The 15,345-nt window shown below is 28.6% G+C and carries 14 protein-coding genes; all 14 read right to left on the minus strand.

Annotated features, from left to right (window positions below):
* Positions 1-169 precede the first annotated feature (169 nt).
* The 14 genes from Q1K13_RS03625 to Q1K13_RS03690 all read right to left on the minus strand — a co-directional run bounded on the left by Q1K13_RS03625 (position 170) and on the right by Q1K13_RS03690 (position 15,331).
* Positions 170-1,777, minus strand: coding sequence for a putative ABC transporter permease subunit (locus Q1K13_RS03625; protein WP_300347783.1), 1,608 nt, complete (start codon positions 1,775-1,777; stop codon positions 170-172).
* Positions 1,764-2,495, minus strand: coding sequence for an ABC transporter ATP-binding protein (locus tag Q1K13_RS03630; RefSeq protein WP_300347784.1), 732 nt, complete (start codon positions 2,493-2,495; stop codon positions 1,764-1,766). Before Q1K13_RS03630 ends, Q1K13_RS03625 begins: the two co-directional genes overlap by 14 nt.
* Before the next feature lie 196 nt (positions 2,496-2,691).
* Entirely contained in the window at positions 2,692-3,543 is an 852-nt protein-coding gene (locus Q1K13_RS03635; protein WP_300347785.1) for a DegV family protein, read from the minus strand.
* Between the two features lie 299 nt (positions 3,544-3,842).
* Positions 3,843-5,825, minus strand: a complete 1,983-nt coding sequence (gene uvrB / locus Q1K13_RS03640; RefSeq protein WP_300347786.1) for an excinuclease ABC subunit UvrB — start codon at positions 5,823-5,825, stop codon at positions 3,843-3,845.
* 160 nt (positions 5,826-5,985) lie between these two features.
* Entirely contained in the window at positions 5,986-7,272 is a 1,287-nt protein-coding gene (locus Q1K13_RS03645) for a S41 family peptidase (protein ID WP_300347787.1), read from the minus strand.
* A 19-nt stretch (positions 7,273-7,291) separates the two neighbouring features.
* Positions 7,292-8,509, minus strand: a complete 1,218-nt coding sequence (locus tag Q1K13_RS03650) for a S41 family peptidase (RefSeq protein WP_366522610.1) — start codon at positions 8,507-8,509, stop codon at positions 7,292-7,294.
* A gap of 145 nt (positions 8,510-8,654) precedes the next feature.
* On the minus strand, positions 8,655-9,563 hold the full coding sequence (gene ftsX / locus Q1K13_RS03655) for a permease-like cell division protein FtsX (RefSeq protein WP_300347790.1): 909 nt from the start codon (positions 9,561-9,563) through the stop codon (positions 8,655-8,657).
* Positions 9,553-10,239 carry a cell division ATP-binding protein FtsE gene (gene ftsE / locus Q1K13_RS03660; protein ID WP_300347791.1) on the minus strand — a complete coding sequence of 229 codons (687 nt, stop codon included), beginning with the start codon at positions 10,237-10,239 and terminating at the stop codon, positions 9,553-9,555. The genes ftsX and ftsE overlap by 11 nt, the downstream gene beginning before the upstream one ends.
* A gap of 273 nt (positions 10,240-10,512) precedes the next feature.
* Positions 10,513-11,370, minus strand: coding sequence for a YitT family protein (locus Q1K13_RS03665; RefSeq protein WP_300347792.1), 858 nt, complete (start codon positions 11,368-11,370; stop codon positions 10,513-10,515).
* Positions 11,371-11,681: 311 nt separating this feature from the next.
* A complete protein-coding gene (locus tag Q1K13_RS03670) occupies positions 11,682-12,626 on the minus strand; it encodes a transketolase family protein (RefSeq protein ID WP_300347793.1) in 945 nt (314 codons plus the stop codon).
* Positions 12,626-13,450 carry a transketolase gene (locus Q1K13_RS03675; RefSeq protein WP_498038035.1) on the minus strand — a complete coding sequence of 275 codons (825 nt, stop codon included), beginning with the start codon at positions 13,448-13,450 and terminating at the stop codon, positions 12,626-12,628. Before Q1K13_RS03675 ends, Q1K13_RS03670 begins: the two co-directional genes overlap by 1 nt.
* Before the next feature lie 452 nt (positions 13,451-13,902).
* Positions 13,903-14,253 carry a type II toxin-antitoxin system PemK/MazF family toxin gene (locus Q1K13_RS03680; protein ID WP_300347794.1) on the minus strand — a complete coding sequence of 117 codons (351 nt, stop codon included), beginning with the start codon at positions 14,251-14,253 and terminating at the stop codon, positions 13,903-13,905.
* Between the two features lie 5 nt (positions 14,254-14,258).
* Positions 14,259-14,498, minus strand: coding sequence for a hypothetical protein (locus tag Q1K13_RS03685; protein ID WP_300347796.1), 240 nt, complete (start codon positions 14,496-14,498; stop codon positions 14,259-14,261).
* 239 nt (positions 14,499-14,737) lie between these two features.
* Positions 14,738-15,331, minus strand: a complete 594-nt coding sequence (locus Q1K13_RS03690) for a germination lipoprotein GerS-related protein (protein ID WP_300347797.1) — start codon at positions 15,329-15,331, stop codon at positions 14,738-14,740.
* Positions 15,332-15,345: the final 14 nt, after the last annotated feature.

Raw genomic sequence — 15,345 nt, forward strand, 5'->3', positions numbered from 1 at the left:
ATGTTTTTAATGGCCTATATACTTTATAAAGTCAATATTTAGCTATTATTAATATAATACTAAAACTAAGACTAAAACTAAGACTAAAATTGAAATTCTTATTTTATTTATAAAAAACAAGAAGCCTAATATAAAAATTAGACTTCTCATTTATAATTAAATTTCATTTTTAAAGTTTTAAATCTTTTCTGTAAGTTTTTAAAGATACCTTTAATAATATCTTATAAATTACACCCATTACTAAGGATAAAAATATAAAATCAACTAAGAATATTATTAATATATTATCTGTAGTAATCAATATAAGGTTTGCTGCACCAGTTATTAAAGCAATAAGCATTATTATTAAAGGTTTAAAATTTTTACTATATAAATTCTTAGCATCTACCCAATTTAACTTTGGAGATGAATAATCTAAAAGCATATTTGCTAAAGATATTGTAATCACTGTAAGTATTTGAATTATCAAACTTAATAAAATAGCTAAAGGAGAAGCTTTTAAATAAATAACTATACAAAGTCCAATAAGTATGGCTAGCGAATTCACTATAAAACAAACTATTATCTTTGATTTAAGTTGTGTTTTATAGTCTACTGGTATATATTTTGAAACTAATATATCCTTTCCTTCTCTACTTAAAGCTGTGGCGGCAACAGCATTTCCTATCACTGTCAATGATGTAGCTAAATATGTTGAAGTAACCACCCATAAATCTATTGTTCTTTTGGGAAACATATCAATGGATTTACCTCTTAAAATAAAAATAAATAAAAATATTGGCATATATAAAATCATAACAACGCAGTTTATAAAGTTGCTTGGTTCTCTCAAAATTGTTCTAAGCTCTCTTATTACGAGAGTTTTTAATTTAGAATTTTTCACTACAGCAACGCCTTTTCCATCTTTTAATATATTTTTCTTTTCACTATAAACATTATTTCTATTATTTAATATTTTTTTATATAGTATTTTTCCTAATGTATAAGCGATTATTAATATTAAAGCTGATAAAAATATAAGTATTCCAAGATTCATAATTCCTTTAGCTGAATTACTATAAATCAATGCCTTTGCACTGAATATATTAGTAATAAATATATTATTTGCTAAAGTTAAAAGTCCATTATTCTGATTAAGTGAATTAGCTATATTCTCTTGATTTAACCCTATAGAATTTAATGAATAAATTCCAATCATAATTATTATCCCTAAACATCCAAAAATTATTTTAAATGCATTTTGATACTTAGATATATTTATAAAACTCATCAAAAACATAGTTATTAATATACAAAATATAATTACAACTATTGGTGAAACTAAATACACTGGAATCATCATTAAAAAATATGTAAATCCTAAATTAGAATCCATTCCAAATGTTATTAAGGGAAGTATAATTATTGCTAGATAAATATACATATCAATTAAACAAGTTAAGAATTTAGCTATCATAATCTCACTACTTTTAAATGGTAATGACCTTATTGGATCTATATCCTGTGAAAAGAAAAAGGAATCCATTATATCATAAATACCTAAAAATAAAACAACCAAAGAACCAATTAAAAATATAAGTGAAACAAGGTATCCTTCCTGTCCAATTTCTGAAAATATAGGATATAATTCATCTATTATCCCAGCTATAGGTGCTGATAACCCAAATAAGATTAATATATAAAAAATTATGGATAAATTTTTATTCTTTATTCCATTAGAAGCATTATTAAAAGAGTTTCCTAAAAAATATTTTAATAGTATTTTAATTCTCTTCATTTTCTGTAATCTCCAAAAACATTTTTTCTAGTGAATCATTGCATTTAAACTCTTCTCTTAACTCTTCTAATGTACCAACAAATATTAATTTTCCTTTTTTAATTATTCCAACTCTATCACATACCTTTTCAGCAACTTCTAGTACATGAGTTGAAAATAAAACAGTATTTCCTGCATCTGCATGCTCTCTCATCATTTCTTTTAGTAAATATGATGATTTAGGGTCTAATCCAGTAAGAGGTTCATCAAGTATCCAAACCTTAGGATTATGAAGTAAAACCCCCATTATTATAATTTTCTGTCTCATACCATGAGAATAGCTTTGTATTTTATCAGCTAAAGAATTCTCCATACTAAATCTTTTAGCTAATTCTTCAATTCTAACTTTTCTATCTGATTCACTAACTTCATACACATCTCCCATGAAATTAAGATACTCTATTCCTTTATATCTTAAAAACATATCTGGACTATCTGGAACATATCCAAACTGCATTTTAGCTTCTACAGGATTTTTAACAACATCAAAATTATTTATTAATATCTCTCCCCTTGTAGGCTCAGATATTCCTGTAATCATGCTAATTGTAGTTGTTTTTCCAGCTCCATTTGGTCCTAAAATACCAAATATCTCTCCATCTCTAATCTCTAGAGTTAATCCATCTACGGCCTTAACTCCTGGCATATACTCTTTATCTACATTCTTTAAAGTAATCATACTTAGCCACCCTTTCAATCAAGTTATTAATAATATAGTAGCATACACCAAATCCAAAACCTAGATATTTTCCCAATTATTACTCTTAAATCTTCCTTAAATATATTAAAGTAAAATAAAAAAGAGCCTACAAATCTCAAGATTTGCAAGCTCATTTTAAAACTTCCTACTAATATAATTTTATTTTTATAAAGTATTAAGACTCTCTAGCATAAGCTATTCCAACACTCTTAACACCTACGTGAACTCCTATAACAGCACTAATTTCACCAATTATAGCATCTAAACCTAATTCGTCTTTAAGTCTCTTAGCTAAATCTTTTGCTTCATCTTCTGCTAATATATGACATACAACAGCTTTCTTAATTCCTTTTTCATTAATCTCACGACTAACTAAATCAACAATCTTATCTATAGCTCTCTTCTTAGTTCTAACCTTATCCATTACAATAACAGCACCTTCTTTTACTGTTAATATTGGATTTATTTTAAGAACTTTTCCAAATAAAGCAGCTGCGCCACCTATTCTTCCACCTTTTTTAAGATTATCTAAAGTTCCAGGAATAAACACTATTTCTGATTCTTCTATTGTATTTTTAACTATACTTGAAACTTCTTCAAAACTTTTTCCTTCCTTGGCAGCCTTAGCCCCTTCAACAACACCAATTCCAAGAGCCATTACTGAGGTTTCTGAATCAATAAGTTCAATCTTAGTATTTGGATAATTTTCTAAAATCATATTTTTTATGATATGTGAAGTTGTATATGTTCCACTTAATTTAGATGATATAAACGCAGCAACTATATCATGACCATCCTTAGCAAATTTCTCAAAAGCATTATAAAATTCTTCCATTGAAGGTTGAGATGAAGTTGGAAGTTTATCACACTTAGCTAATTCATCATAAAAAGCTTCGCTATCTATATCAACTTCCTTATAACTTTCTCCATTCATTATAACACTTAAAGATACTATCTCTATTCCGTACTTTTCGGTTAATTCCTTTGGTATGCAACTAGTACTATCTGTAATTACTTTAACAGCCATATATTCCTCCTAAACTTAAATACATTATTTTAGCCTTTATATATCATCATAATCAAAAACTAAAATATATCTGTTATTTTTCCATATTAGATTTTATCTATATTATATTTATACATTATTTTAAGTTATATATTATATTGTTAATATTTATTTTAAGCCTACACTAAAATTAAAATATGTTAAATTTTAATAATATATTATTCATTTTAACATTTAATTGAACTTTGTAAAACTTTTTTCAACATATAAGTTTATTTTTAAATAAATTAATATAAATTATAATATTTTCAATTACAATTTTATTTATCTTTATTATCTTTTAAATCCTTTATTATGTCTCTAAGCTCTGCTGCTCTTTCAAACTGAAGATTTTTAGCAGCCTCTTTCATTTCATTCTCATATTGTTTTATAAGTTTTTCCAATGGAATATCTCTCTTCTCAGCTTTCTTAATTTCAGTTTTATACTCTTCCTTATCCTCTGAAACCTTAGTAGCCTCAATAACATCTCTTACCCCTTTAATTACAGTGGTTGGAACAATTCCATGTTCTTTATTATATTCCATCTGAATGACTCTTCTTCTCTCAGTCTCACCTATAGATTTATTCATTGATTTAGTTATTCTATCTGCATACATAATAACCTTACTCTCTGAATTTCTAGCAGCTCTTCCTATTGTTTGTATTAATGAAGTTTCAGACCTTAAAAATCCCTCTTTATCAGCATCAAGTATAGAAACTAATGCAACCTCTGGTATATCTAATCCCTCTCTTAAAAGATTTATACCTATTAAAACATCTACTTCTCCAAGTCTAAGCTCTCTTATTATCTTCATTCTTTCAATAGTATCTATATCTGAATGCATATAAGTTGCTTTAACATCTAAATCCTTAAGATATTTTGTTAAATCCTCTGCCATCTTCTTTGTAAGTGTTGTTATAAGAACTCTAAAACCTTTTTGAACAGTTTTTTGAATTTCTCCATATAAATCATCAATTTGCCCTTTAATAGGTCTAACCTCTATAACTGGGTCTAATAGTCCTGTAGGTCTTATAATCTGTTCTGCAACAACTTTAGAATGTTCTAACTCATAATCAGAAGGAGTTGCACTTACAAATACTACTTGATTAATCTTATTTTCAAACTCCTCAAATTTAAGAGGTCTATTATCAAAAGCACAAGGAAGTCTAAATCCAAAATCAACTAATGAAGATTTTCTTGACCTATCACCTGCATACATAGCTCTAACCTGTGGTAATGTAACATGACTCTCATCAATAAACATTAAAAAATCTTCTGGAAAATAATCTAATAAAGTCTTAGGAGGAGTACCTTTAGCTCTGCCATCTAATATTCTTGAATAATTTTCTATTCCTTGGCAGTATCCCATTTCCCTAATCATCTCTATATCATAATTTGTTCTTTGTTTAAGTCTTTGAGCTTCTAAAATCTTATCCTGAGAAGTAAGCTCTTTTAATCTATCTTCAAGTTCATCCTCTATTATACTTATTGATTTTTCTAATTTTTCTTGCGAAGTAGCAAAGTGTGAAGATGGTGTTATAAGTACATGTTCTCTTTCTCCTATTATATTACCTGTTAAAACATCAAATTCTCTTATTCTATCTATTTCATCTCCAAAAAATTCAACTCTTATACCTTTTGATGAAGAAGATGAAGGAATAATATCCAAATTATCTCCTCTCACCCTAAATGTTCCTCTAGAAAAATCAATATCATTTCTTTCATATTGTATCTCTATAAGCTTTTTAATAACCTCGTCTCTCTCTTTAATCATTCCAGGTCTTAAAGAAACTGTAAGCTTTTTATATTCTTCTGGGTTACCAAGACCATAAATACAAGATACTGAAGCAACGATTATAACATCTCTTCTTTCAAGCAAAGCTGATGTAGCTGAATGACGAAGTTTATCAATCTCATCATTAATAGAAGCATCTTTCTCTATAAAAGTATCAGTTTGAGGAACATAAGCCTCTGGTTGATAATAATCATAGTATGAAACAAAATATTCTACTATATTTTCTGGAAAAAATTCTTTAAACTCTGCACAAAGCTGAGCTGCTAAGGTTTTATTATGTGCTAATATCAAAGTTGGCTTCTGAGTTTTTTCTATTATATTAGCCATAGTAAAGGTCTTACCAGACCCTGTAACTCCTAAAAGCGTTTGTCCTCTATTTCCATCCTCTATAGAATCAACTAACTTTTTAACAGCCTTAGGTTGATCCCCTGTAGGTTTAAATTTTGAATGTATCTTAAACTCTCCCATGCTTTTACCTCCATATCATAAGAAGCCATACCAAAACCTAATAATAAAACTTACAAATATATTCTAATAACCTATCTATATTCCTTATGAAACATAGAACTTGTTACCCTTATAATTTGTAAGTTTTACTAAGAAATTATTACGTTATAGCCTCTTTTAATTATTTATCTTCTTTATTTTGTTTTTCCTTTTGAGAGGCTTTCTTTAACTTTTCTATAAGCTCATTAACCTCTTTATCATAGGAAGTCCCTTTTGGAACTAATATAATACCAAAAAGCTTTCCTCTATCTTCACTTGATATAGTATGTTTTTGAATTTCGCCATTATTTTTTCTTACTTCAAGATTAACTCCATAATAATTTTTCTTTATGGCCATAAAAACATCTTTTTCACTTTTTGGAATTTCACCATTTAACTTTATTATTCTATCTCCGCTTCTTAATCCCTTTTCAAAAGCTAATGAATTTGGTAATACATCTAATATACATATATCATCATCACCAGAAAAATATAATGGAGCTCTATTACTTTCTATTTTCTCCTCGATCTTAATTCTTAATCCATATAAAAAAGGAATTAAAACTAATAAAATAATAGTTAGTACATAACTATATTTTAATATGTAATCTAATCCTAATATAGCTATACCATATATTATATCAATGGTCCCTGAACTTACAATCTTATTTCCTTTACTTCTTGTAAAAGTGGAAGAATCATAAAATATAACCCCATAAGTTGCAATAGTTGCTATGGCCACTCCACTTATTAATGAAGCCATATTTTCCCCACTAAAAAAAGGCAACCATTTTGGAAAATTACCTATTTCATTTATTACCACACTTCCAGAGTTATTTCCCATTACCACCAATAAGCCTAGAGGAATAATCCAAAATCTTCTAAAACTAAAACCACCAATAAGTTTTCCATCTTTTTGAGTAAATATAGGCAGATATCCACTCTTCCCATCAACCATAGTTAATAATCCTTCTATGATTGAAAAAACTCCAACTAAAGCTATTATTGATGTTATATTTGAATCAAAGCTAAAACCTCTTCCTAAATACTTTTCATTAAATCCTAAAATAACAGCTATTATTCCAATAAGGCTTGATATATATGGCATATTAAGAAATCTATTTCTATATATTACTGAAAATATAGTCCCTATTAAAATCGCATCAACCAAAGAACTATTTTCAAAGGTTACTCCTAAAAAACTAAGCATTAAACTAGCTAATATACCACCTATTATACCAAATAATATTTGTGATAAAGTAAGCTCAAGAGGAGAGACTATACTCCTCCCAAGCATTAATTTCTGCATAAAAGCAATCTTTCTATTTTTAAAATAGAATAAAAACCCAACTACTATTAACATTAAAGATAAGGTAGGACTTATTAATGCATAAGATACTGCTCTTAATATTTCTATAATTAGATTCACTTTAAGTCCTCCAAATTTATTATTTTATTTTGCTTTTTATAACCTCTAAAGCCTTTTCAAATTGAGGATCTTGACTTCTCACATAAGGTTTTCCTTTAAGTTCTTCTGGATATTCCACAGTTATATTCGGAGAAATTCCTTTTTTGTGTATATTCTCTCCATCTGGAGTATAGTACTTAGAGATTGTAACCTTTAAGGCTGTTCCATCTTTTTCATTTCCTATCTTATCTAAAACAACTTGAACTATGCCTTTTCCAAAACTTGTTGTTCCAATTAAAGTTCCAAGTTTATAATCTCTAACTGCCCCTGCCACTATTTCTGAAGCTGAGGCTGTTCCTCCATCTATTAATACAACAAGTGGCATACCTTGAGCTATTCCACCCTTTGACTTACTCTCTTCCCTATTACCATATTTATCTACTGTGGATACAATAACCTTATCCTTAGGAACGAAATTAGACACTAAATCTACACATTCCTTCATAAACCCACCTGGATTTCCTCTTAAATCAAGAATTAATCCCTTCATTCCTTTATCTTCTAAAGATTTTAACTGTGTTTCAAACTCTTTTGCTGTTCCTTCATCAAAAGCTAAGACTTTAATATAACCAATATCACCATCAATCATTTCACTTTTTACATTAATTGTCTTAACCTCATCTCTCATGACATCAACATCAAATTCGCCTTTACCTTCTCTATATAATGTTAATTTTATATTTTCTTTAGTAGTTCCTTTCATCATAGAAACTGCTTTATCTAATTCTTTCCCTGAAACTTGTGTTCCATTTATCTTCATAATAATATCGCCAGCTTTTATACCAGCTTTCTCTGCTGGGCCCCCTTCAATAGGTGAAATAACAACTATCTTATCATCTTTAATACCTACTTGAATTCCAATGCCCATATAATTTCCTTGACTCTTCTCTTTAAAATCAGAATACTCTTTTTTATTCATATAATATGTATATGGATCTCCTAATGATAAAGTCATACCTTTTATAGCTGCTTCTGAAAGCTTATCATCATCAATTTTTCCATCATACCATCTATATAACATCTCTCTAACTTCTAAAACCTTTTTAAAATTATCTGTATCATCTACCTTTTCCAAGGAAGATTGAACAGCCTTAATATTTGTTAAGGGTAAAACACCCCACGCCGTTAGTCTATTTCCTGCATAAACCGAAACACCCACAATTAAAGTTAATGCAGCCACCATAGAAATAGTTCTCATTCTCTTTTTATTTTTAGGACTATATATATATTTTTTGTCCTCTTCCTTATTACTCAAAAAAACCACCCTTTCACAAAAAAAGCTTAAAATACGCTATATTTAAATAGTTTACGTATTTTAAGCCTTTTATATTCTCTATTAAATATTAAACATCTAAGAATTTTCTTAAAGCTATTATACTACCTAATGCTCCAATAATAACACCAGCTAATATAAATTGCCATGACATTGTTGTTAATACATACATTGGTGGTACAAATGTAGGCATATATAATGAAGATGCAGCTATTATATGTCCATATAACCATTTATATAAACCATATAAAATTCCAGTTGATAATAATGCACCAACTAAACCTATGATAATACCCTCTATTACGAAAGGCCATCTAATAAACCAGTCAGTAGCACCAACAAACTTCATTATTCCAACTTCTCTTCTTCTTGAGTAAACAGTTATTTTAATAGTATTTACTATTAAGAATAATGATACACCTATGAAGATTATTCCTAAGATTAATCCAACTGTGTTTATAATTTTAACAAATGAATTTATAGTTCCTATAAGTTGTTGATCATTTCCTACATCTTCAACACCAGGCATAAATTCTTTATTAACTTTAACTCCATTTTCAACAGCAGTTGCTACCTCTGGAGAATTTAAACTTACTATAAATGATGCTGGAAGTGGATTATTTTCCTTAGTATAACCTGATAATATTTGTTTATTATACTCACTTTGATTTTCCATCTTTGAAAAAGCTTGATCTTTTGATTCGTACACAACTTCTTTTACACCACTAATTGTTTTTAACTTAGCCTCTATTGCTTGTTGTTCTTGCTGAGTTATTCCATCTTTTAAGAATACACTTACTTGGATTTTATCTTGAACATCTGTTACTCCAGCCTTTACATTCAAAGCTGTTAATAAGAAAGCTCCAAATATAAGTAAAGTCATAAGAACAGTTGCCATGGAAGCAATACTTATTGTTCTATTTCTCTTTAAACTTTTGAAAGCATCAGATATGAAATATCCTACTGTACTAAACTTCATATTCATATCCTCCCTTCTGAACGTCACTAACTACTTCTCCCTTATCTATAGCTATAACTCTTTTCTTCATTGAGTTAACTATATCTTTAGCATGTGTTGCCATAAGCACTGTTGTACCTGCCTTGTTTATATCATCAATTAATTCCATAATTTCCTTAGCTGTGTCTGGGTCTAAGTTTCCTGTAGGCTCATCGGCAATTAAAACCTTAGGGTTATTTACTATGGCTCTTGCTATTGATACTCTTTGTTGTTCTCCTCCTGATAACTCACTTGGGAACATTTTATACTTATCAGATAATCCAACTAATGATAATACCATTGGAACTCTTTTTCTAATTTCCTTTGGTGATGCTCCTACAACTCTCATTGCGAAAGCAACATTCTCATATACATTTAAAGTTGGTATTAATCTAAAGTCTTGGAATACCATTCCTATCTTTCTTCTATGATAAGGAATCTGTCTTCTCTTTATCTTTGATAAATCTTCATTTCCAATAATAATATTTCCTGTTGTCGGCTCAACTTCTTTTAACAACATTTTAATAAAAGTTGATTTACCAGCACCACTCGGTCCTACTAAGAATACAAATTCACCTTTATCAATATTTAATTCAACATTTGATAAAGCTTTTACATTCTTATTATAGACCTTGCTAACATTCTTAAATTCTATCATTGTTAACACTCCTTAATAACTTTTTCTAACTCAACAAAATAATAAGTCTAAATTTTAAAATTTAGACAAAAAATATATTTAAAATTACCGATTGCTATCAACACTAATCTATTTTTCTATTTTACCCTATTTTTTTACATTAATCTACTTAATTTTTGTTAAAATTCTATAGATTGATATAAATCTACTCTATTATATCACAATAACTCACTAAAATCTTGTGAATTGTAAAATTCTTGATATTTATAAATGTGTATAAATAATATTCTTTCTTTACCTCTCAACCAAATCAAGAAATCCTTCCCCAAAAACTTCCTTGGCATCACTTACTGTAATAAATGCTTTAGGATCTATTTCTTTAATTTTTCCCTTAAGACTTATGAACTGCCCTCTATTTACAACTACATAAAGCATTGTAACTTTAGAATTGGAATAAGCTCCAGTTCCTTGTATTTTAGTACATCCTCTCTCTATCTCTTTCATTATTACATTGGAAATTTCTTCATTCTTTTCACTAATTATTAGTAGTTGTTTACAGGAATTAAAACCTTCAATTATTTTGTCAATTAATGTTCCCATAATCACAACGCCTATTAATCCAAATAAAGCCTTATCAACTCCAAATACTAAAAGTGCACATAATACTACAACACAATCTGCACATAAAAGAGATTTACCAATCTCAATATGAATATACTTATTTAAAATCTTTGCAACAATTGCAGTTCCACCAGTGGATGAATTTTGACTAAATACTAATGCAATACCTAAGGCCCCAATAGCACTTCCAAATATAGTTGCTAAAAGCATATTTTCTGTAATTGCGAAAGTTGGCAAAAAACTTTCTATCAAACTTATTGAAATAGATAATCCAAAAGCCGCATAAATACTACGCCCTCCAAAACTACCTCCTATAAGCCAAAATGCCAGTGCAAAAAGGATTAGATTTGCTATATTCATAAACATACCCTGTGATATTCCAAAAACCTTATTAATAACTAAGGCTAATCCTGATATTCCACCCGCTACAATATCATTTGGATAATAGAAATACTCTAATGAAATAGCTAAAAGAAGCACCCCTATGGTAATAATTCCATATTCCTTTAATGTTTTCATACTTAAATTCATTTTAAAACCCCCTTTTTAAAATAATTAAGCTATTTATAGCCTAAAATAAATTTATTTAAATTTTAAATTATTTAAATTAAATTCAAATAAACTATTATATAAAACTATTTGTAAACACACTTTGAATATTTCCTTAAAAATTCAATATAACATTCAATCTCTAATATTTCCATTATCTTTTATGCTTTAGCAATTAATTAAATTCATCATCAGTTAATATTTATAGTCTAAAAAAACATAAAAAGTAAAAAAACAGCATGAGAATACTCATGCTGTTTAATATTAGTATTTTACAAGAAGTAAATTGGTTACTATTTTTTTAAGCTAATTGCTTTCTTAGCAGCCTTAACAGCTTCTTCTGAAGTTAAACCATAAGCTTTTAATAATTGATCTGGCTTACCACTTTCTCCAAATGTATCTCTAACACCAACTTTAACTACAGGTACTGGACACTCTTCTCCAACAACCTCAGCTACAGCTGATCCTAATCCACCAATTATATTATGTTCTTCTAAAGTAACTAATGCACCAGTTTCTTTAGCAGCTTTTATTATAATCTCTGTATCTATTGGTTTTAATGTATGAATGTTTATTAATCTTGCATTGATTCCTTCTTTAGCTAATTCTTCAACCGCTTCGATAGCAACATCTACCATTATTCCAGTAGCAAATAATGTTACATCATTACCTTCTTTTAATTCTATACCTTTTCCAATTTCAAACTTGTAATCTGGTCTATCGTTTATTACATTAACACCAGCTCTTCCTAATCTTACATAGCAAGGTCCATTATATTCAGCGATAGCTCTTATTACAGCTTCTGTCTCAACAGCATCTGATGGACATATTACTGTCATATTTGGAATACTTCTCATTAATGATAAGTCTTCGATAGCTTGGTGAGATGCACCATCTTCTCCAACTGTTAATCCAGCATGAGTAGCACATATTTTTACATTTAATCTTGGATAACATATTGAGTTTCTGATTTGTTCAAATGCTCTTCCAGCTGCAAACATAGCAAAAGTACTAGCAAATGGGATTTTGCCACAAGTTGATAAACCTGCTGCTACTGACATCATATTTCCTTCTGCGATTCCCATGTTTATAAATCTTTCTGGACATACTTTTTTAAAATCAGCAGTTTTAGTTGATTTTGAAAGGTCAGCATCTAAAACTAATATATTTTCATTTTCGCTAGCTAATTTAGCTAATGCTTTTCCGTATGCTTCTCTAGTTGCTATTTTCTTTCCCATTAGTTGTCCCCTCCAATCTCTTTTATAGCTTGCTCACATTGCTCTTTAGTTGGAGCTGTTCCATGCCAAGCTGCTTGGTTTTCCATAAATGAAACCCCTTTACCTTTTACTGTGTTACAAACTATGCAAGTTGGTGCACCTTTTGTACTTCTTGCTTTTTGTATAGCATTTATTATTTCTTCAAAATCATGTCCATTTATTACTATTACATTCCATCCGAAAGCTTCGAACTTCTTATCAATTGGACATGGACTCATAACTTCTTTGATATCTCCATCTATTTGTAATCCGTTAAAATCAACGAAAGCTGTTAAGTTATCTAGTCTGTAGTGAGCTGCTGACATAGCTGCTTCCCATACTTGACCTTCTTCAAGCTCTCCATCTCCTAAGATTGTGAATACTCTATAATCTTTGTTATCTAATTTACCAGCTAAAGCCATACCTACAGCTGCTGATATACCTTGACCTAATGAACCAGTTGACATATCTATTCCTGGTAAATCGTTCATGTTTGGATGTCCTTGAAGGTTTGAACCAAACTTTCTTAATGTAGTTAATTCAGCTGGATCAAAGAATCCTTTTCTTGCTAATGCACTATATAAAACTGGTGCTGCGTGTCCTTTTGAAAGAACGAATCTATCTCTGTTTGGATCCTTTGGATTTTCTGGATCAATATTCATTTCTTTGAAGTATAGTGTAGTTACTATATCTGCTATTGATAATGATCCGCCTGGATGTCCTGATGCTGACTCAGTAAGCATAGTTACTATGTCTTTTCTTATAACCTTAGCCATACTTGTTAACTCTTGTATCTTGTTGCTCATAATGACCTCCTGTACATTTATGTAAACTTTTTTAAAATATGTTTTACCTTTTTAACAAGTTAATTCTATCATAAAAAAAATACTTTTCCTATAGTATTTTTTTATTTATGCTAATCTTTTTACTTATTTTGCTTTCATTAAGTATAGCATAATCACTTATTAGTATACTCTATTACAAACTTTTTTTACTCTCTCACAGGGTTTTTTAAAAGAATTAACTTTACAATAGTATATCCTTGATATTTTTTTCTATAAAAATTTTCAAATAGAGTATCTTATTTACGCCTTTAATACTACACAAAAAATTATATCGATTACATTAAATTTTTTTTAATTTTCAACTTAATCAATTTAAAAAAGCTAAAAATTTTAGATTTATCTTAAATTGTTTTATAAAATTAAAAAGCTATGGTTAAAAATTTGACCATAGCCTAATGTATTCTTATTTATTATTATAAATTTAAACTTATTAATAAAGCTTTATTCACCTTTTTCATATCACATTCTGTCATATGTCCAATTTTCTCTTTTAATCTACGCTTGTCCAGTGTTCTTATTTGTTCTAAAAGAACAACTGAGTCTCTATTTAAACCATATTCCTCTGATGAAATCTCTACATGTGTAGGTAATTTTGCTTTATTTATTTGAGATGTTATAGCCGCAACGATTACAGTTGGACTATATCTGTTCCCTATATCGTTTTGTATTATTATAACTGGTCTTATTCCACCCTGCTCTGATCCAACTACTGGACTTAAGTCAGCATAGAATATATCCCCTCTTTTCACATTTAAACTAGCCATTTATATCACACTCCGCAAAGCCATGTCTCATATTCTATTTGATCAAAGTATTCAGCTGAAGTAGCCTCTTCGGCATATTGAGAATTTATTAAAGCCATAGCTTTATATCCTTCTTTCATTACTTCATAAAAATTCTCTTTTTTATCCTCACTATATGTTATTAACTTTTGTCCTTTTAATTGACTAAAATTTTCAACTTTTTTTTCTTTTTTTAAATTTTGTTTACTAATCTTTGACTTTGACATGAATATCACTCCTAAATGTAAAAAGAGTCTTAAATTATGTATTGATTATATTACAAAATATGCCACTTTGTCAAAGAATTCCTCTTATGCAAATGATATTTTTTGACATAATATCCATTTTTATATCTATATCATTTTCATTTTTATACTATTTAATATGTAAAACAGCGATACTTTAATCAAATGCCTATTTATTAAGTAAATCCTGTGGCTATATTTTTAGCCACAGATTAATATTTTTAACTCTTAACTTTACTGAAGTTATTAAATCTTATAACAACACTCTCTGAATTTTCTTTTCCATAAATTATAGCTTCCTTAGGAACTTTCTTTTTTGCATCTATTTTCAATACTTCTCTCTCAAAATTCTCATTTCCATTTAAATCTTTAAGCTCTAATATGATTTCTGATTTATCATTCTCATCATTCCACTTGTATGTTATATTATGTTCTTGATTACATATGTCTTTTAATTTATTTATAAACATAAATCTGTAAAATTCATCGTAACCTTCTGAAACTTCATAAGTTTTCTCATCTTTAAAGTAATTTATTATTATTTTGTCATCCTTAAATATCTGTTCTCTATCATCTAGAACTATCTTAGTTCCCACTTCTTTATCATAATATATTCTTCCTTTTTCTTGGAACTGACCTCTATCATTTTTCACATCATATGTGACTTCTGCTTCATATTTTTCTAAAGAAAATATTTCTTCTAATATTTCTTCTGGTGTTACATCATGAAACTTTTGGTAAGTAGCTAGTCCACCTACTATAACTAAGATTACAATTAATATTATTATAAGTATGGTATTTTGTTTATCTTTCATTGAATTCCCCCTAT

It is taken from the genome of Clostridium sp., from assembly GCF_029267215.1.
Taxonomy (GTDB): domain Bacteria; phylum Bacillota; class Clostridia; order Clostridiales; family Clostridiaceae; genus Sarcina.

Bases quoted from the DNA above. Each gene is read 5' to 3' on its own strand.
- Q1K13_RS03675 (WP_498038035.1), bottom strand. From the start codon at position 13,450: ATGAGCAACAAGATACAAGAGTTAACAAGTATGGCTAAGGTTATAAGA.
- Q1K13_RS03650 (WP_366522610.1), bottom strand. From the start codon at position 8,509: ATGAGAACTATTTCTATGGTGGCTGCATTAACTTTAATTGTGGGTGTT.
- uvrB (WP_300347786.1), bottom strand. From the start codon at position 5,825: ATGGGAGAGTTTAAGATACATTCAAAATTTAAACCTACAGGGGATCAA.
- Q1K13_RS03670 (WP_300347793.1), bottom strand. From the start codon at position 12,626: ATGGGAAAGAAAATAGCAACTAGAGAAGCATACGGAAAAGCATTAGCT.
- Q1K13_RS03685 (WP_300347796.1), bottom strand. From the start codon at position 14,498: ATGTCAAAGTCAAAGATTAGTAAACAAAATTTAAAAAAAGAAAAAAAA.
- ftsX (WP_300347790.1), bottom strand. From the start codon at position 9,563: ATGAAGTTTAGTACAGTAGGATATTTCATATCTGATGCTTTCAAAAGT.
- Q1K13_RS03690 (WP_300347797.1), bottom strand. From the start codon at position 15,331: ATGAAAGATAAACAAAATACCATACTTATAATAATATTAATTGTAATC.
- ftsE (WP_300347791.1), bottom strand. From the start codon at position 10,239: ATGATAGAATTTAAGAATGTTAGCAAGGTCTATAATAAGAATGTAAAA.
- Q1K13_RS03665 (WP_300347792.1), bottom strand. From the start codon at position 11,370: ATGAATTTAAGTATGAAAACATTAAAGGAATATGGAATTATTACCATA.
- Q1K13_RS03625 (WP_300347783.1), bottom strand. From the start codon at position 1,777: ATGAAGAGAATTAAAATACTATTAAAATATTTTTTAGGAAACTCTTTT.
- Q1K13_RS03680 (WP_300347794.1), bottom strand. From the start codon at position 14,253: ATGGCTAGTTTAAATGTGAAAAGAGGGGATATATTCTATGCTGACTTA.
- Q1K13_RS03630 (WP_300347784.1), bottom strand. From the start codon at position 2,495: ATGATTACTTTAAAGAATGTAGATAAAGAGTATATGCCAGGAGTTAAG.
- Q1K13_RS03635 (WP_300347785.1), bottom strand. From the start codon at position 3,543: ATGGCTGTTAAAGTAATTACAGATAGTACTAGTTGCATACCAAAGGAA.